A 23,177-nucleotide genomic window follows, 5' to 3' on the forward strand; every position below is an offset into this window, starting at 1 on the left:
GGACACCCTGTCCCGCGGCGCGGCAGGCGTTGCTCACACCCCCTGCCCGGCCTGCCCGGGCGCTACCTGTCGGCATCGAGGCCGCATCGATCCGCGACGCGGCGATAGCGCCGTGTCGCGGGTCGTTCGATCCATCCGTCCGGCAGACCCTAGTGGCCGTGGCGACCCATCTGCATCGGTTGCACGTCGACGTCCATGCTTTGCGCCTGCGCGATCGGCGGCCCCTGCACGGTAGGCGCGATCTCGCGCGCCTCGCGCGAACTCAGCGCGATCGGCTTATTGATCGCCGTCTGCGCGTCGACGCCGGCCCACTGCATCGCCTCGCCCTGCCCGCGCACCGCGAACAACTTGTCCGGCTGCTGGAACAGCACACTGTCGATCGCCGGCAGATGATTGTGCTTGGCCGCGACGGTCAATGCGGCCGAGGCGTTGTCGAGCTGCTGCTCGCCGAGGTTCCAGCCGTGCTGGCCGTTCAACACGCCCATCTGCTGGCGCGCTTGGCCGAACAGCGCGTGATCGGGATTGCGCGCATCGTTGAGCCGGTAATGCACCTGCGGCGTATGCACCGGCGCGTCGTCGCCGAAGGTCCGTGGCGGATGCGCGTTGCGGTCGAGCATGCCGCGCAGGTCGTCGAGCGCGTGCTGATCCTCCTCGGTCACCGGCCCGTGTTCGATGAAGGCGCGATCCTCGTCGGTCTCGGGCGCCTCGCGGTCGCGGTATTCGCCTTGCGCGTCGAGTTCCCACTCGTGCGAGCAATTCGCGCTGCGGCTGACCAGGCGCAGGTTGCTGGTGTCGTTGTACAGGTTCAAGGCTTCGGCCTTGCTGATCGCACCGCCGGCTTGCTCGATCCGCTCGCGCGCCACGTCCTCGAACGGCCGCACATGGTCGATGTCGAAGGCATCGCGGGTCACCAGTTGCCGGGTCGCCGGGCACTGGAACAGATGCACGTTGCGGCGCGAGCCGTCCTCGTCGGAGACCATTTCGACCGAACCCGCGTAGTACTGCGACAACTGGTGTTCGAACCATTTGCCCTGCACGCGGGTATCGAAACTCAAGGTCGAGCGGCCGTCGTCGAGGGTCCACGGCTGGTTGAGCGTGGTGGCGGTGCGGCGGGCGGCGTCGCGCTGCGGATCGAACGCCGGATGCGCTTCGTTCGGGTCGTAACGGAAATGCTGATCGGACCAATTGCGCCATGCGTCCGAGTCCAGGCCCTGTTCGAGCGCGCGCTCGGCGCTGGTGCGGGCGCGGTTGATCACGCCGGGCAGCGCGCGCAGGTTGCCGACGTCGTTGTAGGCCTGCTGGGCGTCGGCCATGCTGACCGTGCCGACGTCGCGCAGGTGTTGTTTCCACGGCTGCACGTGGTCGATATCCAGCGCTTCGGCGGTATGCCAGGTATCGCTTTCGCGATTTCGGTACAGCAGCAGATTGTGCTGGCCGGCGCTGACCGGGACCACGTCCATGTGCGCGCTCGCCCAGTCGTTGCGCATGTAGTGCACGGTCGAATCGTAGAACGCCAGGCCGGTGCGGCTGGCGTCGGGATTCCAGGCGCGTTGCTGCAGGTCGGGGCCGTGCACGGGCGGCTGCAGGTCGTCCCAGGTCGCGAGCTGCACCTGGCCGCCGCCGCTGAGGGTTTGTCGATAGGTGCCCATTCGCTGGGGATCCTCTGGCTTTGATGTCTGCACAAACGCGATCGGCGCGAACCGGCGGCCATCGATGCGCGCGATGCGAGCGTGGATGCGCGCCGGGCTCGCGCGGACGCGGCAGACTGTGATGAATATCGGATTTGATTGCTCGGACTACGCCATCGCCGCCGGCTGAAGCGTGATCGCGCATCGGTGGATCGCCGCGATCATCCCAACTCGCGCAGGATCGCTTGATTCTTGCCCATCCGCTTGGCTTCGTACAGTGCGAGGTCGGCGGCTTCGAGCAAGGTCTCGTGCGATTCGACCTGACTCAGCGAGCAGGTCGCGCCGCCGACGCTGACGGTGACGCGTTCCAGCGGCGCGCCACGATTGGGAATGCCGAGTTGATAGACGCTGGCGCAGATCAGGTCGGCTATCTGCTTGGCGCCTTCCATCGAAGTCGCCGGCAGGATCAACGAGAACTCCTCGCCGCCGAAGCGCGCCGCCACGTCGGCCGGGCGATGCGCGCAGCGCTGGATCTCGCTGGCGACGGTCTTGAGCGCTTCGTCGCCGGCCAGATGGCCGTAGACGTCGTTGTAGGCCTTGAAGTTGTCGACATCGATCATCAGGATCGAGAAATCGCGGCGTTCGCGCGCGGCGCGGCGCCATTCCTGATCCAGATAACGGTCGAGGTAACGCCGGTTGTTGAGTCCGGTCAGGCCATCCACGTCGCTGAGCCGGCGCAGGGTCTCGTTCATTTCCAGCAGTTTCTGCTGGCTTTCGTGCAGCGCCTGATAGGCCAGATCGCGCTCGACCTGATTGAGATAGGACTGCGAGTAATGCCGCACCCGCGCGATCAGTTCGATCGGATCGGGCAGCTTGACCAGATAGTCGGTGGCGCCGGTCGCGAACGCCTGGCTCTTGACCGCCGCGTCCTCCTTGCTCGACAGCACAACCACCGGCACGCTGCTCAGGCCCGGATGCAGTTTGTACAGATGCACCAGGGTCATGCCGTCGACGTCGGGCATGATCAGGTCCTGCATGATCACCGTGGGCTGCAGCGATTCGGCCATCGCGACCGCATCGCTGGCGGAGCTGCAGTAGTGGAAATCGATGTCGCGTTCCTTCGCCAGCGCGCGGCGCACCGCCTCGCCGATGAAGGGCTGGTCGTCGACCAGCAACACCACGATGCGGCGTTCGTGCGGCAATCCCGCGGGACGGAGGCTGGGAGGCAGGGTCATGAGCTTGCGTTCCTGGTGTCTCCGAAGAGGGATTCCAACTTCGAAGCGATTGCGTTCAGCGGGAGAATATCGACCGCGGCGCCGCGGTCGGCGGCGGCCTTGGGCATGCCGTAGACGGCGCTGCTGGCCTGGTCCTGGGCGATGGTGTGGTGGCCGCGCAGACGCAACGCCTGCAAGCCCTTGGCGCCGTCGCGGCCCATGCCGGTCAACAGCACGCCGACGATGTCGCCGGGCCAGTTCGCGTTGATGCTGTCGAAGAACACGTCGACCGACGGACGATAGGGTTGCTCGACCGGATCGGGCGTGTAAGCGAGCGCGCCGCGCTGGTCGAGGATCAGGTGTTCGTTGGTGCCGGCCAGCAGCACCGTGCCGGCGAGCGGCCGGTCGCCGGCCATGGCCAGGCGCACCGGATTGGGCGAGAAGCGATTAAGCCAATCGGCCATGCTCAAGGCGAATTTTTCGTCGATGTGCTGAACGATCACGATCGCGGCCGGAAACTTCGCCGGCAATCCCCCGAGCAGATCGGCCAACGCGGCCGGGCCGCCGGCGGACGCGCCGATCGCGATCAGGCGCCGCGCGCCCGGGCTGCGCACCAGCGGTGCGCGCTTCGGCGGCGCCGGCGCATCGCCGATCAAGCGGCCGATCAGGTCGATCTTGGCCAGCAGTTGCCGCACCCCGACCGAGTTGTCGACACCCAGCGAGGGAACATCGGTGGCGTCCATCGCGCCGTGGCCCATGGCTTCGAACACCAGCGGCGCGTTGCCGCCGACGCTGGCGGTCACGATCAGGATCGGGCACGGGCTCGCGGCCATGATCCGGCGCGTGGCTTCGACTCCGCCGATGCCCGGCATCAGCAGATCCATCAGCACCAGATCGGGAACGTCCTGCGCGCAGCGCTCGACCGCCTGCTCGCCGCTGGACGCGGTCCAGGCCACGCTGTGTTCGCCGCGCACGCCGATCGCGCGGCGCAGCGCCTCCACCACCAGGGCCAGATCGTTGACGATGGCGATCCTCATGCCGAGGCCTCGCCGATCAAGTCGACCACCGCCTGCAACAACGCCTCTTCATGGAACCCGCCCTTGGTCAGATAGAAATCGGCGCCGGCGTCGAGACCGCGGCGGCGGTCCTCCTCGCGGTCCTTGTACGACACGATCATCACCGGCAACGCGCGCAGGCGCGGATCTTTCTTGATCAGGCCGACCAGTTCGATGCCGTCCATGCGCGGCATGTCGATATCGGTAACCACCAGATCGAAATGCCCGGAGCGCACCGCGTTCCAGCCGTCCATGCCGTCGACCGCGACCTCGACCGCATAGCCTCCGTTCTCGATCAGCTTGCGCTCGAGTTCGCGCACGGTCAGCGAATCGTCGACCACCAGCACGCGCTTGCGGGTCACCGTCTGCGCGTGGTCGTGGTAACGCAATTGAGTCAGACGACCGGTGGACACCAGGCGTTCGACCGAACGCACCAGATCGTCGACATCGACGATCAGCACCGGCGTACCGTCGTCGAGCAAGGCGCCGGCGCTGATGTCCTTGACCTTGCCGAGCTGGCCGGGCAACGGCTGCACCACCAGTTCGTTGACGCCGATGAAGCGTTCGACCGCCAGTCCGTATTCGTGCCCGCCGCCGCTGGCGGCGACCACGATCACTTGCAGTTGCTCCGGCGAGGCCTGCGCTTCGGCGCCGCCGAGCACCTGCGCCGCCGACACCAGACCGATGCTGCGCGCGTTCAATTGGAAATGCTGCCGCCCTTCCAGCCACTGCACCTGTTCGCGCGGAACCATCGCGGTGCTGCTGATCTGGGTCAGCGGGAACGCATACGGCTCGCCGCCGATCTCCACCACCAGGCCGCGCAACACCGAGGTGGTCAGCGGCAGTTGCAACTGGAAACGCGAACCGCCGCCGGGCCGCGACGACAGCCGCACGCTGCCGCGCAGTTCCTTGACCATGGTCTGGACCGCGTCGAGGCCGACGCCGCGTCCGGAAATCTCGGTGACCACCTCGCGCAAGGTGAAACCCGGCAGGAACAGGAATTCCATCAGTTCGGCCGGGCTCAGGCGCGAGGCGGTGTCGGCATCGGTAAGGCGACGCACGACGACGGTCTCGCGGATGCGTTCCAGGTCGATGCCGCGGCCGTCGTCTTCGACCACGATTTCCAGCAGGCCCGATACGTGGTGGGCTTCGAGCCGGATCGTGCCCGCGTCGGGCTTGCCGGCGGCGCGGCGCGACTCGATCGCTTCGATGCCGTGATCGACCGCGTTGCGCAGCAGATGCGCGAGCGGCGCTTCCAGGCGCGCGAGCACGTCGCGATCGACCTGGGTCTTGTCGCCGGCGATCTCGAGTTGCGCCTGCTTGCCCAGTTCGCGCGCCAGATCGCGGACCATGCGCTTGAAGCCGCGGGTGCCGTCGGCGAACGGGCGCATATGGCTGGACAGCGCTTCGTCGTACAACCGGTGAGCGACGCTGGCGGCGCGGCGTTCGAACAGATCGAGCTGGGCGATGCGATCGGCCAACAGGCGCTGCGATTCGGCGATCTGCGAACGCGCCTGGGTCAGCAGCGCGGCGGCATGTTGATCGCGCGCCAGGGCGGGCGCGACTTCGGCCAGTCGGTCCAGCGCGGTCGCGCTGTCGCGTTGCAGGCGCTTGAGCCGTCCGAGCGAATGAATGTACGGGTCCAGCCAGCGCGACGCGACCAGCGATTCGCCGGCCAATCCGAGCAGGCGATTGAGGCTGCGCGCGGTGATGCGCAGGACGCGTTCTTCGCCGATCGGATCGCCGACAACTTCATTGCGCGGCGTTTCGGTGTGTTGCGATTGGACTTGGTGCGCTTCGGCTTTGTCTGCTTGAGCGAGAGATGAATTGGCGAGCGGTGACTCGATGCGCGGCGCGGCGGCAGGTACACGCGCGGGGCTGACGCCCGAGCGCAACGCCTCGGCCAACACGTCGCAATAGCGCTTGGCTTCGGGCGCGTCGTCGCGCATCCACGGCTCGGCCTCCTCGGCCGGCGTGGCGGCGATGCGGCTGAGCAGGTCGATGCCGTTGAACAAGGCGTCGATCGCGGCATGATCGAGCACCAGCCGACGTTCCTGCGCCGCGACCAGGCAATCCTCCATCGCATGCGCGATGGTCACCGCCGCCGACAGCCCGACCACCCGCGCCGCGCCCTTGACCGAATGCGCCGCGCGCATGCACGACTCCAGTTGCGCGGCGGCATCGGGCTGGGCTTCCAGCACCAGCAGGCCGTCGGTCAGCAACTGCGCCTGCCCGTCCACCTCCATGCGGAACAGGTCGTGCAGCGAAAAATCGCGCAGATCGCCTGTGCTCATCCCAACCGCCGATTGATTGCGCTCAGCATCAGGCCGTCGTCGAGCAAACCCACGCTGCGGCCTTCCAGCGCCAGCACGCCGGTGCTGAAGGCCGCGCTGGCCAGGGCGACGGTGCCGGGCACCGCGCCGACCAGCGCCGGATCGTAGCGATGCGCGCCATGCACTTCGTCGGATTCGAACGCCAGCCGTTGATCCTGCCACGACAGCACCACCAGCCGCCGGCCCAGCACGCTGGCCGCGCCGGCGGACGAGCGCTCCGGATCGGTCCGCGGCGCATCGATTTGCAACACCTCGATTTGGAGCAGCGATTCGAGCGCCACGCACACCGTGAGCTGCCCGCGCACGTTGACCAAGCCGCGCACCAGGCCTTCGCGGCGATGCGGCAGGCTGTGGATCGGGCGCGGCTCCAGCACTTCGTCGACGATCGCCGCGGGCAGCCCGAGCCATTCGCCGCGCAGGCGGAACACGAACAGCGAGCGGGTCAAGGCGCGCAGGTCATCGGCCTTGGCCGCGACCTCGCCGGTGGCGCGGCTGAGCGCGTCGGAATCGGGCGCGCGGCCGAGCAGTTGCGCGACCGCGCTGGCCGAGGCGTCGATGGCGGAATGATCGGTCATCGATGCGGTCCTATCGGCTCGCCGCCGTGCGGCAACGCTGCGCGCGCAGTCGCAGCACGCGGCCAGCGGCCGCATCGCCGCGGGTTTCCAGCAACAGGGCCAGATGCATCAACGCCTCCTCGTGGCAGGGGTCCAGGTACAAGACCTTGCGCAGATGGTCCTCGGCCTGGGCATCGCGGCCCATCGCGCCGTGGATCAGGCCGGACAGGTACAAGGCACGCACCGACGGCCCCTGCGCCTGCAGATGCGCTGCGCAGGCCGCCGCGGCTTCGACGAAACGTCCGCCATCGGCGAGGGATTGCGCGGTATCGAGCAGCGAGGATTGCGTGGCGGCGGCGGGCGCCGGCTTGGCCGAGGTCGAGGTAAGTCTCGGCGGCGCGGGCTTGCGCTGCGATGCCGACGAAACCCGCCGCGGCGACGCAGGCGCGAACGCAAGCGGCGTGGCCGCGCGACGCGTCGGCTCGCTCGCGACGCGCTTGTCGGCGACGTATTTGTTTGCACCGGGCGCCATGCCGGCCTGCGGATTCGGCACCGACGCGGCCTTGCGAAACGCGAACGCCATCGGGAACTGCGCCGAGGTCATGCCGCGCGACAGCAGCAGGCTCGCCTCGGACGGACCAACGTACAACAGTCCTTCGGGTTTCAGCAGCCGCGCCAGGATCTCGACCGTGCGCACCTGAGTGGGTTCATCGAAATAGATCAGCAGATTGCGGCAGAAAATCGCGTCGTAACGCGCTTCGCCCGGCAGGAACCCCAGGTCGAGCACGTTGCCCTGGATGAAGTTGACCCGCGCGCGGATCGAGGCCGGCAACTGCCAGCCGCCGGCCACGGCCTGAAAATGCCGATCGCGAAATCCCAGGTCGCCGCCACGGAAGGAATTGTTGCCGTACAGCCCGCGCCGCGCCTTGGCCAGCGCCTGTTCGCTGATGTCGATCGCGTCTATATCGAGCCGTTCGATCGGAAACCCCGCTTCGAACAGGCTCATCACCATCGTGTAGGGTTCTTCGCCGCTCGAACACGGCAGGCTCAGCAGCCGCAACCGCTCGCCCGGGTGAGAGACGGCCCACAGCGGATCGAAATGCCGGGCCAGGGTTGCGAACGCTTGCGCGTCGCGGAAGAACCAAGTCTCCGGCACCACCACCGCTTCGATCAGTTCCTGCTGCTCCAGCGCGGAATCGCGCAGCAGCTGCCAATAATCGACCAGGCCGGCGCGATCGCAGGCGGTGATCCGCCGCTGCACCGCGCGCTCGACCAGGGTCGGGCCGATGGTGTTGGCATCCAGCCCCATCGTGTCCTTGAGCCATTGCTGGAAGCCGTCGAGTTTCATGCCTGCGCCGCCGCGGCCTGGAACAGCAGCTCGCGCACCGATTCGGGCAACAGCTCGCGCACGCCGATCAGTTGAATCGGCCCGCGCGCATCGCTGGCGACCGTGCCCAGATAAGGCGCGTCGGGGTTGTCGACGCCGCTGGCTTCGAATTCGTGCGCATCGCGGCGCAGGGTCTCCAGCACCTGCTCGGCGATCAGGCCGAGCTTGCGCATGCGGCCGTCGTCGCCCGGGTAGTCCACCACGATGATCCGCGTGCTCAGCAACGCTCGCGCGGCGCGCCCCAGGGCCAGTTGGCACAGATCGATCACCGGCACCAGTTCGCCGCGGCAGTCGAACAGACCGGCCACCGCGGGCGGCGCCTGCGGAATCGCCTTGATCCGCACCAGCGGCAGCACCGACACGACCTGCGCCGCGTCGATGGCGTAGCGGTCGCGATCGAGATGGAACACCAGCAATAACACGGCATCGTTCTCCCGAGCCTGAGTCCGCGTAACCATCACTGCGCCTGCTTCGACCAACCTGCTTCAACCCGCGCGATCAAGCCAGCAACTTGAACTTCGACACGCCGTCGCGCAGACCGGCGCTGACCTGATGCAGTTCGTCGATGGCCTGATTGGATTGCTTGAGCGCATCGACGGTCTGCTGCGCGGCCTCGCTGAGCTGAGCCAGCGCCAGGTTGATCTGCTCGGCGCCGGCGGTCTGCGCCTGCACGCCTTCGTTGACGGTCTCGAAACGCGGCACCATCGCCTGCACGTGCTCGATCACCTTCGACAACTGGCCGCCGACCTTCTGCACGTCGCCGGTGCCGCGGCGGACTTCCTCGGAAAACTTGTCCATGCCCATCACGCCGGCCGACACCGCCGACTGGATCTCGCGCACCATCTGCTCGATGTCGAGGGTGGCGACCGCGGTCTGATCGGCGAGACGGCGGATTTCCACCGCCACCACCGAGAAGCCGCGGCCGTATTCGCCGGCCTTCTCGGCCTCGATCGCGGCATTGAGCGAGAGCAGATTGGTCTGGTCGGCGACCTTGGTGATGGTGGTGACGACCTGGCTGATGTTGCTGGCCTTCTCGGCCAGCACCGCGAGCTTGCTGCTGATCGCCGCGGTCGCGTCGATCATCCGGCCCATGGTGTCTTCCATCTGCGCCACGCCCTCCTGGCCGTCGCCGGCGAGGTCGGCGGTCTGCTCGGCGCTGCCGGCGACGTCGCGCATCGCCCGCGCCAGCTCCTTGGAGGTGGCTGCGATCTCGCGCGAGGTCGCGCCGATCTCGGTGGTGGTCGCGGCGATCTGGGCGGCGGTGGCGTGCTGTTCGCGCAGGGTCGCGGTGATTTCGTTGATCGAGGAATTGACCTGGATGCCCGAGGTCTGGATCTGCCCGACCAGCTCGGACAGATCGGTGCTCATGCGGTCGTAGCCCTGCGCGACCGCGCCGAACTCGTCGCTGCGGGCGAAACCCAGGCGCTGGCTGAAATCGCCCTTGGCCATCACCGCCGATGCGCGCGCCAGCTGGTCCAGCGGCCGGGTGATCGCCCGCCACAGGAAGAACCCGGCCAGCACCGCCAGCAACAGCGCGCCGGCGAAGGCCAGGGCGATGCCGAACTGGGCCGACTTGACCGCGTCGTCGATGCGGGTGCCCGACGCCACCGCCTGCTTGTAGTTGTACTGGATGATCGAACGGATCTGTTCGGCCGACTGGCGGAAGGTCGGGCCGATCCGCGAACGCAGCGCCTGCTGCAGCGCTTGATCGCTGGTGTCGCCGGCCTTGATCAACTCAGGCTGCAGGGCGAACACCGAGGCGGCCAGGCGGCCGAACTGCTCGAAGCTGCGCCGGTCGTCGGCCGCATGGATGGTCGCCCGATAACGTGCCATCGCCTCCTCGAACGCGTCGCGGCGGTCGCGCAGGCCGGCCACCGCCGCCGCCCGGTCGCTCGCGGCCGGCGCCGACAGCCCGTGCAGCGCGCTGTAATAGGCATGCCATTCGGTCTCGATCGCGCCCGACGAATACAAGCCGGGAATCGAATCGCTGCGCAAGGCGGTTTCTTCGATCTGGATGTGATTCAGCCGCTGCAGGGCGAGTCCGCCCATCAGCACCGTCACCGCGATAATCATCGCGAAACTGAACATGATCCGCTGGCGGATCGTGAATTGGCTCATGACCGGTTCCCGTTGTGTCGTCCGAACGCCCTGCCCGCGGGCCCTGGCGATGGCCGAACGGCGGCCACGCCGATTAAGGTATGTACTTGATTCGACTGGAGTCCGGTCGCATCAGGCCAGCAACGCCGACCTGCTCCACTACGTATATTCTTGCAGCATAAGCTATACCTGACGCCAGTAATTGGCACTTTAAATACTTAGTTTATGAGTCTTATCGACACTATGGCCGATGTCGGTCCGGTCGGTAAGGGTGTATTCCCCAAACCGGGCTGCGCACGGGTGCGGCGCACGCGGAGCGGAACGCGGCCGTTGCGGCGCTGTGAAATTTTGCGGGCGAACCGCGGCGGCTCAGGGTGGTGTCGGGCGCGCGGTTGACCGATCGCGTGGCGGCGCGGCCGAGCATCACGGACGTCGTCGGCGGTCGCCGCGGCGGGTCGGCTGGGCGGGCCGGCCGGTCGGATCGGCCAGCGGTTTGCGCGGGTGTTCGCGCTTGCATTGCAGGCGGCGCGGGCGATGGGCGCTCGATGTGCTTGCGTCGTGGGTGCGGTGTCGTGGTCGCGGCTTACGCCGCTCCTACAGGCAGACCAGGGAGACCTGGGTGGGCTTCGGGCGACCGGTTGGCTCGATGCCTGCGTCCGGCTTATTTCCCCACCGACGACTTCGCCGCGATCGGAACGTACAAGGCGCTGGGATGCTGCGCGTCGTGGTACAGCGCGACCGTGACCTTGCGTGCGTCCTTGCCGGACTCTTCCGCGACCACGCCGCCGCTGTTGTAGTTCTTCTGCATGCTCAGGCTGTTGAGCGGCGCGATCACCAGACGCAGGCGGCTGCCCTTGGCCAGGCGTCGCGCGGTGAAGTTGAACCGCTCGAAGTCGTAGCGTTCGACCTGACCGGGCGTGACCAACTCAGGCTCGCGCAGGCTCTTGCGATAACGCGCCCGCATCAGTTCCTGGGCCAGGAACACGCTGCCGCCGTCGGCCTTAACCTCGTAGATCTTCGCCGCGAAATCGGTATCGGGCTGATCCAGCGCGATATACGCCGACAGCTTGAAGAAGCCGGCGATGTCGGTGTCGCGTTCCAGCGCGGGCGTGTGATAGACCAAGTGCTTGCCCGAGGACATCATCAGCCCGCGCTGATCGGTGAGATAGGCATAGGTCGGCGTGAGCACCTCCGGCCGGTCCTCGTACTCCAGCGGACTGGTGTCGAGCGGATCGTAGACGTAGCGATCGATGCCGCCGCCGGATTGAGTCGCGCGCAACTGGCCGGATTCGAATATGTCGTTGGCCCGGCCGTTGTGCGAATCCAGATACCAGGCCTGAGTGCTCGCGGTGACCGCCTGCAGCGAGGGCGCATAGCGCCAGGCCTCTTCGCCGACCACGTAGAACGCGACCTTGTCCTTGAGGAAATCCGGCTTGCTGCCCTGCTTCATCGTCCAGTCGTACCAGGCGACATGCAGCGCGTTGATGTCGACCAGCGAGGCCTCGCCGAACTTCAAGCCGCCGACTTCGGCCCGCGGGCTGCTGGTGCCGGTGTGGTCCCACGGTCCGATCACCAGGTAATGCATGGCCTTGGCGCGGTCGTTGCCGTAGCGCATATGGCCTTTGTAATAACTCATCGCACCGGGCTGATCGTCGTCGTAATGGCCGGTGACGCTGAGGATCGGCACGCTCAGCTTGGCGTACTGCTCCGGCGTGGGACGGTGGCTGTCCCAATAGGCGTCCTGGTACGGATGCGCGTTCCAGGTCTGGAAGGTCGGCGACGGGTTACCGATGTATTCGTCGAGCTGCGTGTACGGCGCATGCGCCTCGTACCAGCGCCGGTACTGCGAGGCCCAGAAGCCGAAGTCGCCGAAGATCCGGTCCTGCGAGGTGTGGCCGCTGACGAAGGTCAGCCACTGCATGTTGTAGGTGTAGGGAATATTGTTGAGGATCGGGAAGTCGACGCCCGGCCCGACCGAGGCGATCGGCACGATCGTGGCCAGGTGCGGCGGCAATTCCTTCACCGTGGCCCATTGCGCATAGCCCAGGTAGGAGCCGCCGCTCATCGCCACCTTGCCGTTGCACGAGGGCTGCTGCGCCAGCCATTCGACCACGTCGTGACCGTCGCGCGCCTCCTGCAGCAGCGCAGTGAACTCGCCTTCGGAGTTGCCGCGTCCACGCACGTCGACCGCGTAATAGGCGTAGCCGTGACTGGCGAAGTACTTGCCGCGTTCGTGATTGCGCTGCGCGGTGTACGGGGTCAGCGAGAACACGCAGGGGCCGGCGCGCCTCTGTCCGCGCGGCAGGTATCGGGTCGCGCTGAGCTTGACTCCGTCGCGCAAGGGGATACGCACGTCCCAGCGGAAATCGAACGGTCCGGGCTCAGTCTTGGCTTCTGGCTTGGCTCCGGGCTTGGCGTCCTGCGCGCATGCATTCATGGACACGAGACTCGCGGATGCGAGGAGTCCGCCGAGCATCCAGCTTGCGACGCCTGCCTTCATGGTTGCGCTCCGTCACGAGAGGTAACAACACCGATAGTCGCTGGTCCGCATTGCGGGCGATGCAGCAGCCCGCGCGGGCGACGCTTGGTTTGCGCGCAGGCTAGCAGACCCGAGCCGCCCGGCATCGTGCCGGAATTGTGAAAAACGCCCGCGCCGCGAACCGCGCAGGCTCGCCGCGCGGTTTACCGCATACCGACCCGCGCCGGCTCGAATCGACGAGCCGGACGTCGGCGCGACTCAGCGTCCCAGCAGATCCTGGGTATTGGCCGCGTTGTTGATCACGTTCGACAACGGCAGCAGCTGATTGACGAAGCGGTTCCAGCGGGTCACCCCGGCCGGACCGACGAACACCACATCGCCGGGCCGCACCGCGAACTGACTCGCGAGCGCATACGAGGCCGGCGATTTGGCGTTGAGGTGATAGATCGTCGCCGGTTTTTGCTGCATGTCCTCGACCCCGCGGATCACATACACCGCCTCGCCCTTGGAGGTCTGCGGGTTGAGCCCGCCGACCCGGCCCAGCGCCTGGGTCAGGGTCATGTCGGTGGTCTTGAAGTTGAGCGCCTGCGGGCGCATCACCTCGCCGACCACATACACTTCCTTGCGGTCGTTGTACGGCAGGAACAGATGATCGCCGGCCTTGAGATAGATGTCGGGCGCGTTGTTGTCGCCGCGATTGAGCGCATCCAGATCGAGCCGGTATTGCCGCCCCGCGCGCGTCAGCACCAGTCCGGACAGGTCCGCGCGCAAGGGATCGACGGTCGCCGCGCCGATCGCCTGCGACAAGGTCAACGGCGTGGCGGTGATCGGCTGGCGTTCGGTCTTCACGAACGCACCCTGCAAGGTCACCCGCTGACTGCCGTAGTCGATGATGCTGACGTCGACCTGCGGGCTTTCGACCACCCGCGCGATGCGCTGGGTGATGATCGTGCGCAATTCCTCGATGGTCTTGCCGCGCGCCTCGACCACGCCGACATAGGGATAGAACAAGGTGCCGTCGGGCCGGACCAGACGTCCGTTCGCCGCCGGCTGCTGCTGGGTGCCGGCCGGCGAAGTGAGTTCGGGATGATCCCAGATGGTGATGTACAAGGTATCGCCGGCGCCGATGCGATACGGCTCGGGCTGATAGCTCAACAACTCGGTGGGCAGCGCCGCGGTCGCGCTGGCCGCGTGCTCGCTCGCCAGGAACTGCGGGGTGATCGTGACCAGCTGGATATGCCCGTCCTCGATCGTCTTGCCGGGCGCGAACTGCTTGGGCGACATGTACTGCCCGGGCGCCCACATGCAGCCGCCGAGTCCGGCGATGGCCGTGAGGGCCAGAGCGCGCGAAAGCTTTCTCATGAGTGGATCGTCTCTAAGTCGCGAATTCGAGGTGAGAACTCTGGGTGAGCACTCAAGGTCAGACGCGCGCGCTGAATCGACGATCCTGTCGACGCGACGTTGCGATTCGATGGATGGACGCGGCCGGCGTGGCGATGCGCGGCGAGCGATGCAGAGGATCGACTGCGCGGGCGAGGCAGTCGCGGTACGGATCTTGCATGAAACCTCAACGATGAAATCGATCTTGTCGCCCTGTCGCGAAAGTATAGCGAGCGCTCTCACCTCATCGCCGCGATGATCGGAACGCGATCACGTTTTCGCCATCGGATGCGACCCAGGTACAGCTTGCATTCGGAATACGCCTGTTTTTACGCTGCATTTGACGTTTATTTAACGGCGGCATCGCATTGTCGATGCGACATCAGATGTCGCGCATGCCCCGCCCAGCAAGCCTGTGCACTCATGCCGCAAACATCGCGGTGACTTGCGTCACGCCCTCATCGCGAAAATTCACGTGCGTGTTGACCCTGTCATGGACAGCTCTTACATTTTCGGCCGTCACATCCGATGTGCCGCACATCGATGCACGCACGATCGCAAGACAAGAAATCTTCGCGATCGTCGCCGTTGTGTAATCGAAGTTCTGAAACGATAGCTCCGCAACGATTGAGGTCTCATAACGTGTGTTCCGTCGAGTTCTGATCGTATGCGTCGGCAATATCTGCCGAAGTCCCACCGCTGAAGTGCTGTTGCGCCAACAACTCCACGACCTGGACGTCACCGTCGAATCCGCGGGACTGGCCGCCGTCAAGGGCCACCCGATCGACGCCACAGCGCAGGCTGTGCTCAATCAACATGGAATGTCGGGGCAATCGCATGTTGCTCGACAGATCGACCGCGCGATGATCGACGCGGCCGATCTGGTGTTGACCATGGAACCATGGCATGTCGATGCCGTGCTCCGGATTTCGCCGCATGCGCGAGGCAAGACGTATCTGCTCGGGAAATGGCTGGACAACGCCAGCATCCCCGATCCGTACCGGCAGTCGCGCAGCGTTTTCGAACAGTCCTACCAGTTGATCAGCTCAGGGGTGAGTAGCTGGCGGGGCTATCTATAAGTTGTCGCATCGCGGTTCGCGGCAGGCTTCACTTGACAGGTACTCACCCTAATGTCGGCAGTATCCACGCCACCTGGCTCGCGCCAGGACAGCAACGACGAGATCGATCTGGCCGCGTTGCTCGGCACCTTGCTCGACCATCGCTGGCTGATCGGCATCGTCACCGCGGCCGGCTTCGTGCTGAGCCTGATGTACGTGCTGCTGGCCTCGCCGGTGTATCAGGCCAATGCGATGGTGCAGGTGGAGTCGAACTCGCCCACCCTGCCCGGCCTGACCGCGGTATCGCAGGCGCTGACCGATTCGGCGCCGCAGGCAGTCACCGAGATCGCGCTGATGACCTCGCGCACCGTGGTCGGCAAGGCCGTCGACGATCTCAAGCTGGACGTACAGGTCGAGCCCAAGCGCTTTCCCTTGATCGGTTCGTTGTTGGCGCGCCGCTTTCAGCCCGCCGCGCCGGGCGATCTGGCCTCGCCGTGGCTCGGCATGAACAGCTACGGCTGGGGCGGCGAAACCCTGGCGCTGTCGCAGTTGAGCGTGCCCGAGGAACTGGTCGCCAAGCCGCTGGTGCTGGTCGCCGCCGAAGCCGGCGCATACGCACTGTATGACGACGAAGACAATCTTCTGCTCAACGGCAAGGTCGGCGAGAAAGCCAGCGCCGGCGCGGTCAGCCTGCGGGTGCAGCAGATGAGCGCGCATCCGGGCATGCGCTTCGAGATCACCCAGTTGCCGCGTCTGGCGATTCTGACCGCGCTGCAGAACAACCTGACCGCGAGCGAGAAGGCCAAGGACTCCGGAATCATCCAGCTCAGCTACGAGAACGGCGATCCCGATCTCGCGGTGGCGACGCTGGACGCGATTACCCGCCAGTACACCCGCCAGAACGTCGAGCGCAATTCCGCCGAAGCCGCCAGCAGCCTGCAGTTCGTGCAGAAGCAGTTGCCGAACGTGCGCGCCGATCTGGAAAAGGCCGAGCACGCGCTGGCCGAGTATCAGTCGCAGGCGCATACCGTCGATGTGACCTTGGAAGCCAAGTCGCTGCTCGATCAGGTCGTCGCGCTGGACAACAACGTTTCGCAATTGAAGCTGCAACAGGCCGAAGTCAGCCGCCGCTTCACCCCGCAGCATCCGGCCTATCGCGCCTTGATGGCGCAATTGGGCGAATTGGAAGGCAAAAAGCAGGAAATCAACGACCGCATCGGCGGCCTGCCGCAGACCCAGCAACAGTTACTCGGGCTGACCCGCGAGGTCCAGGTCAGCACGCTCACCTACACCAACCTGTTGAACCAGGCGCAGCAACTCGACATCGCCCGCGCCGGCACGGTCGGCAACGCGCGCGTGGTCGACAAGTCGGTGGTCGACGTCAGTCAGCCGATCAAGCCCAAGCGCCTGCAGCTGTTGGTGATCGGCACCTTCCTCGCCGGTTTTCTCGCCGTCGCCTGGGTATTCCTGCGGCAGATGCTCAACCGCGGCATCGAGGACGTGAAGCAGATCGAGGACCTCGGCCTGCCGGTGTACGCCTCGATCCCGATGAGCGATTACCAGCGCGACCACGAAAGCAACGGCCGCAAACTGCACGCCGGCAACGCGCGCGGCAGCAACCGTCCGCAGCTGCTGGCGCTGGACGCGCCGTCGGATCTGGCGATCGAAGCGATCCGCAGCCTGCGCACCTCGCTGCATTTCGCCCGGCTGGAAGCAAAGAACAACATCCTGATGATCTGCGGCTCCAGCCCCGGCGCCGGCAAGACCTTCGTCTCGACCAATCTCGCCGCGGTGATCACCCAGGGCGGCCAGCGGGTGTTGCTGATCGACGGCGACATGCGCCGCGGCACCTTGCACCGGGTGATGGGACACAGCAACGACAACGGCCTGGCCGACTTGCTGGCCGGCAAGATCGATCTGGCCACCGCCACGCGCGCGTCGGCCATCGACGGGCTGCATTTCATCCCGCGCGGCGAGGCGCCGCCGAATCCGTCGGAACTGTTGATGCGCCCCAACCTTGCCGCGCTGCTGCAGACCACCGCGCAGCAGTACGACCTGGTGATCGTCGACACGCCGCCGATCCTGGCGGTGACCGATGCGGCGATCATCGGCCGCCACGCCGCGACCAGCCTGATGGTCGCCCGCTTCGGCCTCAATCCGGCCAAGGAACTGGCGCTGGCCAAACAGCGCTTCGAACACAACGGCATCGAACTGCGCGGCGCGATCTTCAACGCGGTCGAGCGGCGCCACGACACCCATTACGTCTACGGCTATCAGTACCAGGGCAAGGCCGATGGCTGAACGCGCGGACAAGACGTTCGCGAAGCCGCGTCGCGCGGCCCGGACGCAGCGCGACCGCCGCCACGGGATCGCGCGATTCCACGCGCGCGATCGCAATCAAAATGAGCGCTTCATAACGCATCGCGATGACGGCATGCCCGGCGCGCATCAATCTCTAACAACAGAAACATTTGCACGACACCATCAACCACGAAACATCTGTTTACAGCTTATGAACTTCGCGCACGTTTTCGGCAAGCAATCGTGAAAACAGCGATAAACTCCTTACCAACTCACAGTATCGCGCAACCCGAAGTGGCACGATGCTATTCGAGACGAATCGATCCGATTCTTCCGATCCGATTCTTCCGATCCGATTCTTCCGATCCGATTCTTCCGATCCGATTCTTCCGATCCGATTCACCCGATGCGACGCGCACCGCATCGACTTGAGCACCGTGCACATACGGCTGCAGGAATGCGGCGGCAACAACATCCATAACAAGCCGGCATCGCCATAAGGTTTCAACAAGATCGAACGCTCCGCCAGATCAACAGGAGCAACGCGTAGCTGCGTTAAGAACAAAAGCACCAAAAGCAAAAGAACAGGATTGACCGAGGGGGCGGTCGTCGGCTGGTCACACCGAAGACTTTCCTTGGACTCACGGTCATGTTGAAAGAACAATTCGTCATAGCGTGCACGCTGACTTTATTGGTCACCTGCATCGCGATGTATGCGATGTACCCCGCCGCCAACGCGCTGGGGCTGATCGACCGTCCCAACGCGCGCAAGAAGCACAAAGGCCATGTGCCGGTGATCGGCGGTCTGTGTTTCTTCGCCGGCCTGCTCGCCGGCGCGGTCTACCTGGGCCTGCACGATCGCTTCGCGCTGTGCCTGCTCGGCAGCGCCGCGCTGATCGTGCTGGTCGGCGCGGTCGACGACGCCCGCGACCTGAGCGTTCGCACCCGCCTGCTGGTGCAGACCGGCGCGGCCGCATTGATGATGTCCGGCAGCGGCCTGTACCTGGATCAGCTCGGCGATCTGTTCGGCACCGGCGCGATCCGTCTGGGCTGGCTCGGCATTCCGGTCACGCTGATCGCGGTGGTGGGCATGATCAACGCCTTCAACATGCTCGACGGCATCGACGGACTCGCCGGCAGTCTGGCCCTGGTCTGCATCGGCGCGATCTTCCTGTTCGGCGGCGGCAGCGCCGGCGCCAGCGGCGCGCTGCCGGTGCTGTTGCTGCTGTTCACCGCGTTGACGCCGTACCTGTTCGTCAATCTCGGCGGCGTGCCCGGACGCAAACTGTTCATGGGCGACGCCGGCAGCATGCTGATCGGCTACGTGCTCGCCTGGAGCCTGATCTGGCTGAGCCAGCGCGGCTCGCCGCGCATCGACGCGGCCGAGGCGGCGTGGTGCGTGGCCCTGCCGGTGTTCGAAACCCTCACCGTGATGTACCGCCGCGTGCGCAAGGGCCTGTCGCCGTTCAAGCCCGATCGCCAGCACCTGCACTACATGCTGATCGACCAGGGCCGTTCGCCGAACAACGCGCTGCTGACCATGATCGGTATCGCCTGCAGCCTGATCGCGCTGGGCTATGCGCTGCGCCAGCAACCGGTCGGGATCGGCCTGCTGCTGTTCGCCGCGGCGCTGTGCGTGTATGCGATCAGCCTGTCGTACGGCGGAAAGCTCAAGCGCGCTTTGCTTGAGCCGGCCGCGGACAGCGATAACGAACTGGCGTTTTCGCCGCAGAACCCGGGCAAACTGCCCGAAGCCGAAGTGCCGGCGCCGCTGGCGTATGCCCGCAACGGCCTGGCCGGCGAGCTCGCCGCCGCGCCCGCGCCGATGCCTGCGCCGATACCCGCCGGAGCGATGCCGCAGGCCGCGCGCACGATCAAGACCCTGTGCGTGTTCGGCACCCGTCCCGAAGCGATCAAGATGGGGCCGTTGGCGCTGATGCTGGCGCAGGACCCGCGTTTCGACGCGCGCGTGTGCGTCACCGGCCAGCATCGGCAGATGCTCGACCAGGTGCTGCAGTTGTTCGAGATCCAGCCGCACTTCGACCTGGACATCATGAAGCCCGGCCAGGACCTGACCGACATCACCACCGCGATCCTGACCGGCATGAAGAAGGTGCTGTCGGAACTCAAGCCCGATGTGGTGCTGGTCCACGGCGACACCTCGACCACCATGGCGACCACCCTGGCCGCGTACTACCAGCAGATTCCGGTCGCCCACGTCGAGGCCGGCCTGCGTACCGGCAACCTGTATTCGCCGTGGCCGGAAGAAGCCAACCGCAAGCTCACCGGCGCGCTGGCATCGATGCATTTCGCTCCTACCGAACTGTCCGGGCGCAACCTGCTCGACGAAGGCATCCCGACCGGGCGCATCCAGATCACCGGCAATACCGTGATCGATGCCTTGCGCGAGGTACTGCTGCGAATCGAGAACACGCCGTCGCTGCGTCACGAACTCGAATCGCAGTTCGCGTTCCTCGATCCCAAGCGGCGGATCGTCCTGGTCACCGGCCATCGTCGCGAAAGCTTCGGCGGCGGTTTCGAACGCATCTGCCACGCGCTGCGCGACACCGCGCTGCGCCATCCCGATGTCGACATCGTTTATCCCGTGCATCTCAATCCGCAGGTGCGCGAACCGGTCAACCGCCTGCTGCGCGACATTCCGACCATCCATCTGATCGAGCCGCTGGACTACCTGCCCTTCGTCTACCTGATGAATGCCGCGTACATCATCCTGACCGACTCGGGCGGCATCCAGGAAGAAGCGCCGTCGCTCGGCAAGCCGGTGCTGGTCATGCGCGACACCACCGAGCGTCCGGAAGCGGTGTCGGCCGGCACGGTCAAGCTGGTCGGCACCGACCGCAAGCTGATCGCCGACGGCATCACCGCGTTGCTCGACGATCGTGCCGCCTACGAGGCGATGAGCTTCGCCCACAACCCCTACGGCGACGGCAAGGCCTGTCAGCGCATCGTCGAAGCGCTGGCTCTGTTCAAGCACGGCGAATCGCGCTTGGCCGCCTGAGTTTCCTTCCCTTCGCCGCGGACCGTCGCGTCCGCGGCGGATACGACACCCATTGCGCCTCCCCACGGGGCCTACCGGAGTTTCCATGAGTTTCGACACCGTCAGCGTCATCGGCCTGGGCTACATCGGCCTTCCCACCGCCGCCGCCTTCGCCGCCGCGCGCAAGCGCGTGATCGGCATCGACGTCACCGCCTCGATCGTCGACACCATCAACCGCGGCGAGATCCACATCATCGAACCCGAGCTCGACACCGCGGTGCGCGCCGCGGTGTCCGGTGGCTTCCTGCGCGCCTCGCTGCGGCCCGAGGCCGCCGACGCGTTCCTGATCGCGGTGCCTACGCCGTTCAAGAACGATCACGAACCCGACCTGAGCTACATCGAAGCGGCGGCGAAATCGCTGGCGCCGGTGTTGCGCAAGGGCGACCTGGTGGTGCTCGAATCGACTTCGCCGGTCGGCGCCACCGAACAACTGGCCGCATGGCTGGCCACCGCCCGCCCCGACCTGAGCTTTCCGCAGGACGCCGGCGAGCAGGCCGACGTCAACATCGCCTACTGCCCCGAGCGTGTGCTGCCCGGCCATGTGATGCGCGAACTGATCGAGAACGACCGGGTGATCGGCGGCATGACCGCGCGCTGTTCGCAGCGCGCCTGCGAGCTGTACCAGAGCTTCGTGCGCGGCGAATGCATCGTCACCAACGCGCGCACCGCCGAGATGTGCAAGCTCACCGAGAACGCATTCCGCGACGTCAACATCGCCTTCGCCAACGAGCTGTCGATCATCTGCGACAAGCTCGGCATCAACGTCTGGGATCTGGTCGGCCTGGCCAACCGCCATCCGCGCGTCAACATTCTTCAGCCCGGCCCGGGCGTCGGCGGCCACTGCATCGCGGTCGACCCGTGGTTCATCGTCGACAGCGCGCCGGAGGAAGCGCGGCTGATCCGCACCGCGCGCGAGGTCAACAACGGCAAGCCCGGTTGGGTCATCAACAAGATCGACGAAGCGATCGCGCAGGCGAAGGCCGACGGCAAGCAACACGAGGACCTGACCATCGCGGTGTTCGGCCTGGCGTTCAAGCCCGACATCGACGATCTGCGCGAAAGCCCGGCGCTGGACATCGCGGTCGAACTCGCCGGCCGCCATCCCGGCCGCGTGCTCGCGGTCGAGCCGCATATCTCGGTGCTGCCGGCCAAGCTCGATTCGTCGAAGTTGATCCTGGTCGATCTGCCGACCGCCAGCGCCCAGGCCGACATCGCGGTGCTGCTGGTCGATCACAAACCGTTCAAGGACCACAGCTTGCCCGGCCACATGAAGATCATCGACACCAAGGGCATCTGGACCTGAGCGCCGGCGCGCTCGATCCGGACCACTGCCCATGATGCGACGCCTGATCGGCACCGCCAGTCTGTCCGCGCTCAGCGCGCTCGCCTCGCGCGGCGCGCTGTTCGCCGGCGTGCTCGCGGCCGCGCATTTCCTCGGCCCGACCGCGTTCGGCCAGTTCACCCTGATCCAGACCACCGCGCTGTTGTTCACCACGTTCTGCGCGCTGAGCCTGGGCCAGATGGCGACCAAGATCGTGTCCGAGGCGGTGGCGACGAAACCCGAACGCATCGCCGCGGCGCTGACCGTGTCCTACGGTTCGGCGTTGCTGGCGTCGCTGTTGTTCGCCGGTTTGCTGCTGGTGTTTTCGCAGCCGCTGGCGTTGCGGGTGGGCGGCTCGGCGGATCTGGTCGCGGTGTATGCGAGTTCTTCGTTGCTGGTGCTTACAGGTTTCATCGGCGCGGTCCAGAACGGGGTCGCGCTGGCGTTGCACAAGGTCAAGCAGCAGGCGCTGGCGAACCTGATCACCGCGCCGCTGGTGTTCGGGATCATGCTGCTCGCGGCGAGCCGGCGCGATATCGGCTGGGCGGTGTACGGCTCGATCGCCGCGCAATGGCTGATCGTGATCGGTCAGGAACGCGTGTTGCGCCGTTACCGGCGCGAGCACGACTGTCCCTTGTCGTGGTCGGCGCCGCGACGCGAGGAGTGGGCGGTGGTGTGGCGGCTGGGCCTGCCCTCGTCGCTGTCGGGCCTTCTGACCATGCCGGCGATCTGGCTGTCGATGGCGATGCTGGCGCACAGCGTCGGCGGCGCGACCGAACTGGGTAATTTCTCGCTCGGCAATCAGGCCCGCTCGATCCTGCTGTTCGGCATGGGCGTGGTCGCCAACGCCACCCTGCCCCTGCTCGCGTCGGCCGCGGCGCGCGGCGCCAGCGGCGAGGCCAGTAGCGCCTTGCGCCATTCGATCGCACTGTTGGTGATCGCCACCAGCGCGATCGCGATGGTGCTGGCGATGGCCGCGCCGTTCTTCATCCATCGCCTCGCGCCGGCCTATATCGACGCGATCGTGCCGCTGCAATGGCTGCTGTTGTCGGCCATCGCCACCGCGCCGACCACGGTGCTGATGCGCAAGGCCACCGCCGACGGACGGCCCGGCGTGCTGTTGGCCGGCAACGGCGTGTTCGCGCTCGCGCTGATCGGCGCCAGCGTGGCCTCGCTGCATCTGCACGGCGGCGCGACCGGGCTGGCGATCGCCTATCTGATCGCTTCGAGCCTGCAGCTGGCGACCTATTCCCTGTGCAACCGCCACGAGTTTCGCTGGAACTCGGCGACCGGCGGCAGCCGATGAGAACAT

At 66.2% G+C, this 23,177-nt stretch carries 16 protein-coding genes; 6 read left to right on the plus strand and 10 right to left on the minus strand.

Features of this window, described 5'->3' with window-relative positions:
- Positions 1 to 149: 149 nt before the first annotated feature.
- The 10 genes from AC3A4T_RS09160 to AC3A4T_RS09205 form a co-directional block, all read right to left on the minus strand.
- Complete coding sequence (locus tag AC3A4T_RS09160) at positions 150 to 1,649, minus strand: XVIPCD domain-containing protein (RefSeq protein ID WP_487675099.1); 1,500 nt, start codon at positions 1,647 to 1,649, stop codon at positions 150 to 152.
- A 200-nt stretch (positions 1,650 to 1,849) separates the two neighbouring features.
- The gene (locus tag AC3A4T_RS09165) at positions 1,850 to 2,863 is read right to left on the minus strand and encodes a GGDEF domain-containing response regulator (protein ID WP_487675100.1); all 1,014 of its coding nucleotides are present in this window, start codon (positions 2,861 to 2,863) and stop codon (positions 1,850 to 1,852) included.
- Positions 2,860 to 3,879, minus strand: coding sequence for a chemotaxis-specific protein-glutamate methyltransferase CheB (gene cheB / locus AC3A4T_RS09170; RefSeq protein WP_487675101.1), 1,020 nt, complete (start codon positions 3,877 to 3,879; stop codon positions 2,860 to 2,862). The genes AC3A4T_RS09165 and cheB overlap by 4 nt, the downstream gene beginning before the upstream one ends.
- A complete protein-coding gene (locus tag AC3A4T_RS09175) occupies positions 3,876 to 6,191 on the minus strand; it encodes a hybrid sensor histidine kinase/response regulator (protein ID WP_487675102.1) in 2,316 nt (771 codons plus the stop codon). The genes cheB and AC3A4T_RS09175 overlap by 4 nt, the downstream gene beginning before the upstream one ends.
- A complete protein-coding gene (locus tag AC3A4T_RS09180; protein ID WP_487675103.1) occupies positions 6,188 to 6,805 on the minus strand; it encodes a chemotaxis protein CheW in 618 nt (205 codons plus the stop codon). Before AC3A4T_RS09180 ends, AC3A4T_RS09175 begins: the two co-directional genes overlap by 4 nt.
- Before the next feature lie 10 nt (positions 6,806 to 6,815).
- Positions 6,816 to 8,132 (minus strand): CheR family methyltransferase, encoded by a 1,317-nt coding sequence (locus tag AC3A4T_RS09185; RefSeq protein WP_487675104.1) that lies wholly within the window; start codon positions 8,130 to 8,132, stop codon positions 6,816 to 6,818.
- Entirely contained in the window at positions 8,129 to 8,629 is a 501-nt protein-coding gene (locus tag AC3A4T_RS09190) for a chemotaxis protein CheW (protein ID WP_487675105.1), read from the minus strand. Before AC3A4T_RS09190 ends, AC3A4T_RS09185 begins: the two co-directional genes overlap by 4 nt.
- A gap of 40 nt (positions 8,630 to 8,669) precedes the next feature.
- A complete protein-coding gene (locus AC3A4T_RS09195) occupies positions 8,670 to 10,289 on the minus strand; it encodes a methyl-accepting chemotaxis protein (protein WP_487675106.1) in 1,620 nt (539 codons plus the stop codon).
- Positions 10,290 to 10,929: 640 nt separating this feature from the next.
- Positions 10,930 to 12,705, minus strand: a complete 1,776-nt coding sequence (locus AC3A4T_RS09200; RefSeq protein ID WP_487675107.1) for a CocE/NonD family hydrolase — start codon at positions 12,703 to 12,705, stop codon at positions 10,930 to 10,932.
- A gap of 300 nt (positions 12,706 to 13,005) precedes the next feature.
- On the minus strand, positions 13,006 to 14,109 hold the full coding sequence (locus tag AC3A4T_RS09205) for a polysaccharide biosynthesis/export family protein (protein WP_487675108.1): 1,104 nt from the start codon (positions 14,107 to 14,109) through the stop codon (positions 13,006 to 13,008).
- A gap of 662 nt (positions 14,110 to 14,771) precedes the next feature.
- On the opposite strand from AC3A4T_RS09205, the gene AC3A4T_RS09210 reads away from it, so the two are divergent.
- The 6 genes from AC3A4T_RS09210 (at position 14,772) to AC3A4T_RS09235 (ending at position 23,171) form a co-directional block, all read left to right on the plus strand.
- A complete protein-coding gene (locus AC3A4T_RS09210; protein ID WP_487675109.1) occupies positions 14,772 to 15,206 on the plus strand; it encodes a low molecular weight protein-tyrosine-phosphatase in 435 nt (144 codons plus the stop codon).
- Between the two features lie 51 nt (positions 15,207 to 15,257).
- The gene (locus AC3A4T_RS09215; RefSeq protein WP_487675110.1) at positions 15,258 to 17,486 is read left to right on the plus strand and encodes a polysaccharide biosynthesis tyrosine autokinase; all 2,229 of its coding nucleotides are present in this window, start codon (positions 15,258 to 15,260) and stop codon (positions 17,484 to 17,486) included.
- Entirely contained in the window at positions 17,479 to 17,733 is a 255-nt protein-coding gene (locus AC3A4T_RS09220; RefSeq protein ID WP_487675111.1) for a hypothetical protein, read from the plus strand. Before AC3A4T_RS09215 ends, AC3A4T_RS09220 begins: the two co-directional genes overlap by 8 nt.
- 402 nt (positions 17,734 to 18,135) lie before the next feature.
- The gene (wecB, locus tag AC3A4T_RS09225; RefSeq protein ID WP_487675112.1) at positions 18,136 to 20,505 is read left to right on the plus strand and encodes a non-hydrolyzing UDP-N-acetylglucosamine 2-epimerase; all 2,370 of its coding nucleotides are present in this window, start codon (positions 18,136 to 18,138) and stop codon (positions 20,503 to 20,505) included.
- A gap of 85 nt (positions 20,506 to 20,590) precedes the next feature.
- Positions 20,591 to 21,847, plus strand: a complete 1,257-nt coding sequence (gene wecC / locus AC3A4T_RS09230) for a UDP-N-acetyl-D-mannosamine dehydrogenase (protein ID WP_487675113.1) — start codon at positions 20,591 to 20,593, stop codon at positions 21,845 to 21,847.
- 31 nt (positions 21,848 to 21,878) lie between these two features.
- A complete protein-coding gene (locus AC3A4T_RS09235) occupies positions 21,879 to 23,171 on the plus strand; it encodes an oligosaccharide flippase family protein (RefSeq protein WP_487675114.1) in 1,293 nt (430 codons plus the stop codon).
- The last annotated feature ends 6 nt before the right edge of the window (positions 23,172 to 23,177 follow it).

This window comes from Lysobacter sp. Soil_N_51, from assembly GCF_057655755.1.

What these genes read in the sequence shown, in the direction of transcription:
- AC3A4T_RS09235 (WP_487675114.1), top strand. Translation starts at nt 21,879, where the DNA reads ATGATGCGACGCCTGATCGGCACCGCCAGTCTGTCCGCGCTCAGCGCG.
- AC3A4T_RS09195 (WP_487675106.1), bottom strand. Translation starts at nt 10,289, where the DNA reads ATGAGCCAATTCACGATCCGCCAGCGGATCATGTTCAGTTTCGCGATG.
- AC3A4T_RS09160 (WP_487675099.1), bottom strand. Translation starts at nt 1,649, where the DNA reads ATGGGCACCTATCGACAAACCCTCAGCGGCGGCGGCCAGGTGCAGCTC.
- wecC (WP_487675113.1), top strand. Translation starts at nt 20,591, where the DNA reads ATGAGTTTCGACACCGTCAGCGTCATCGGCCTGGGCTACATCGGCCTT.
- cheB (WP_487675101.1), bottom strand. Translation starts at nt 3,879, where the DNA reads ATGAGGATCGCCATCGTCAACGATCTGGCCCTGGTGGTGGAGGCGCTG.
- AC3A4T_RS09220 (WP_487675111.1), top strand. Translation starts at nt 17,479, where the DNA reads ATGGCTGAACGCGCGGACAAGACGTTCGCGAAGCCGCGTCGCGCGGCC.
- AC3A4T_RS09165 (WP_487675100.1), bottom strand. Translation starts at nt 2,863, where the DNA reads ATGACCCTGCCTCCCAGCCTCCGTCCCGCGGGATTGCCGCACGAACGC.
- wecB (WP_487675112.1), top strand. Translation starts at nt 18,136, where the DNA reads ATGTTGAAAGAACAATTCGTCATAGCGTGCACGCTGACTTTATTGGTC.
- AC3A4T_RS09185 (WP_487675104.1), bottom strand. Translation starts at nt 8,132, where the DNA reads ATGAAACTCGACGGCTTCCAGCAATGGCTCAAGGACACGATGGGGCTG.
- AC3A4T_RS09190 (WP_487675105.1), bottom strand. Translation starts at nt 8,629, where the DNA reads ATGGTTACGCGGACTCAGGCTCGGGAGAACGATGCCGTGTTATTGCTG.
- AC3A4T_RS09200 (WP_487675107.1), bottom strand. Translation starts at nt 12,705, where the DNA reads ATGAATGCATGCGCGCAGGACGCCAAGCCCGGAGCCAAGCCAGAAGCC.
- AC3A4T_RS09205 (WP_487675108.1), bottom strand. Translation starts at nt 14,109, where the DNA reads ATGAGAAAGCTTTCGCGCGCTCTGGCCCTCACGGCCATCGCCGGACTC.
- AC3A4T_RS09175 (WP_487675102.1), bottom strand. Translation starts at nt 6,191, where the DNA reads ATGAGCACAGGCGATCTGCGCGATTTTTCGCTGCACGACCTGTTCCGC.
- AC3A4T_RS09215 (WP_487675110.1), top strand. Translation starts at nt 15,258, where the DNA reads ATGTCGGCAGTATCCACGCCACCTGGCTCGCGCCAGGACAGCAACGAC.
- AC3A4T_RS09180 (WP_487675103.1), bottom strand. Translation starts at nt 6,805, where the DNA reads ATGACCGATCATTCCGCCATCGACGCCTCGGCCAGCGCGGTCGCGCAA.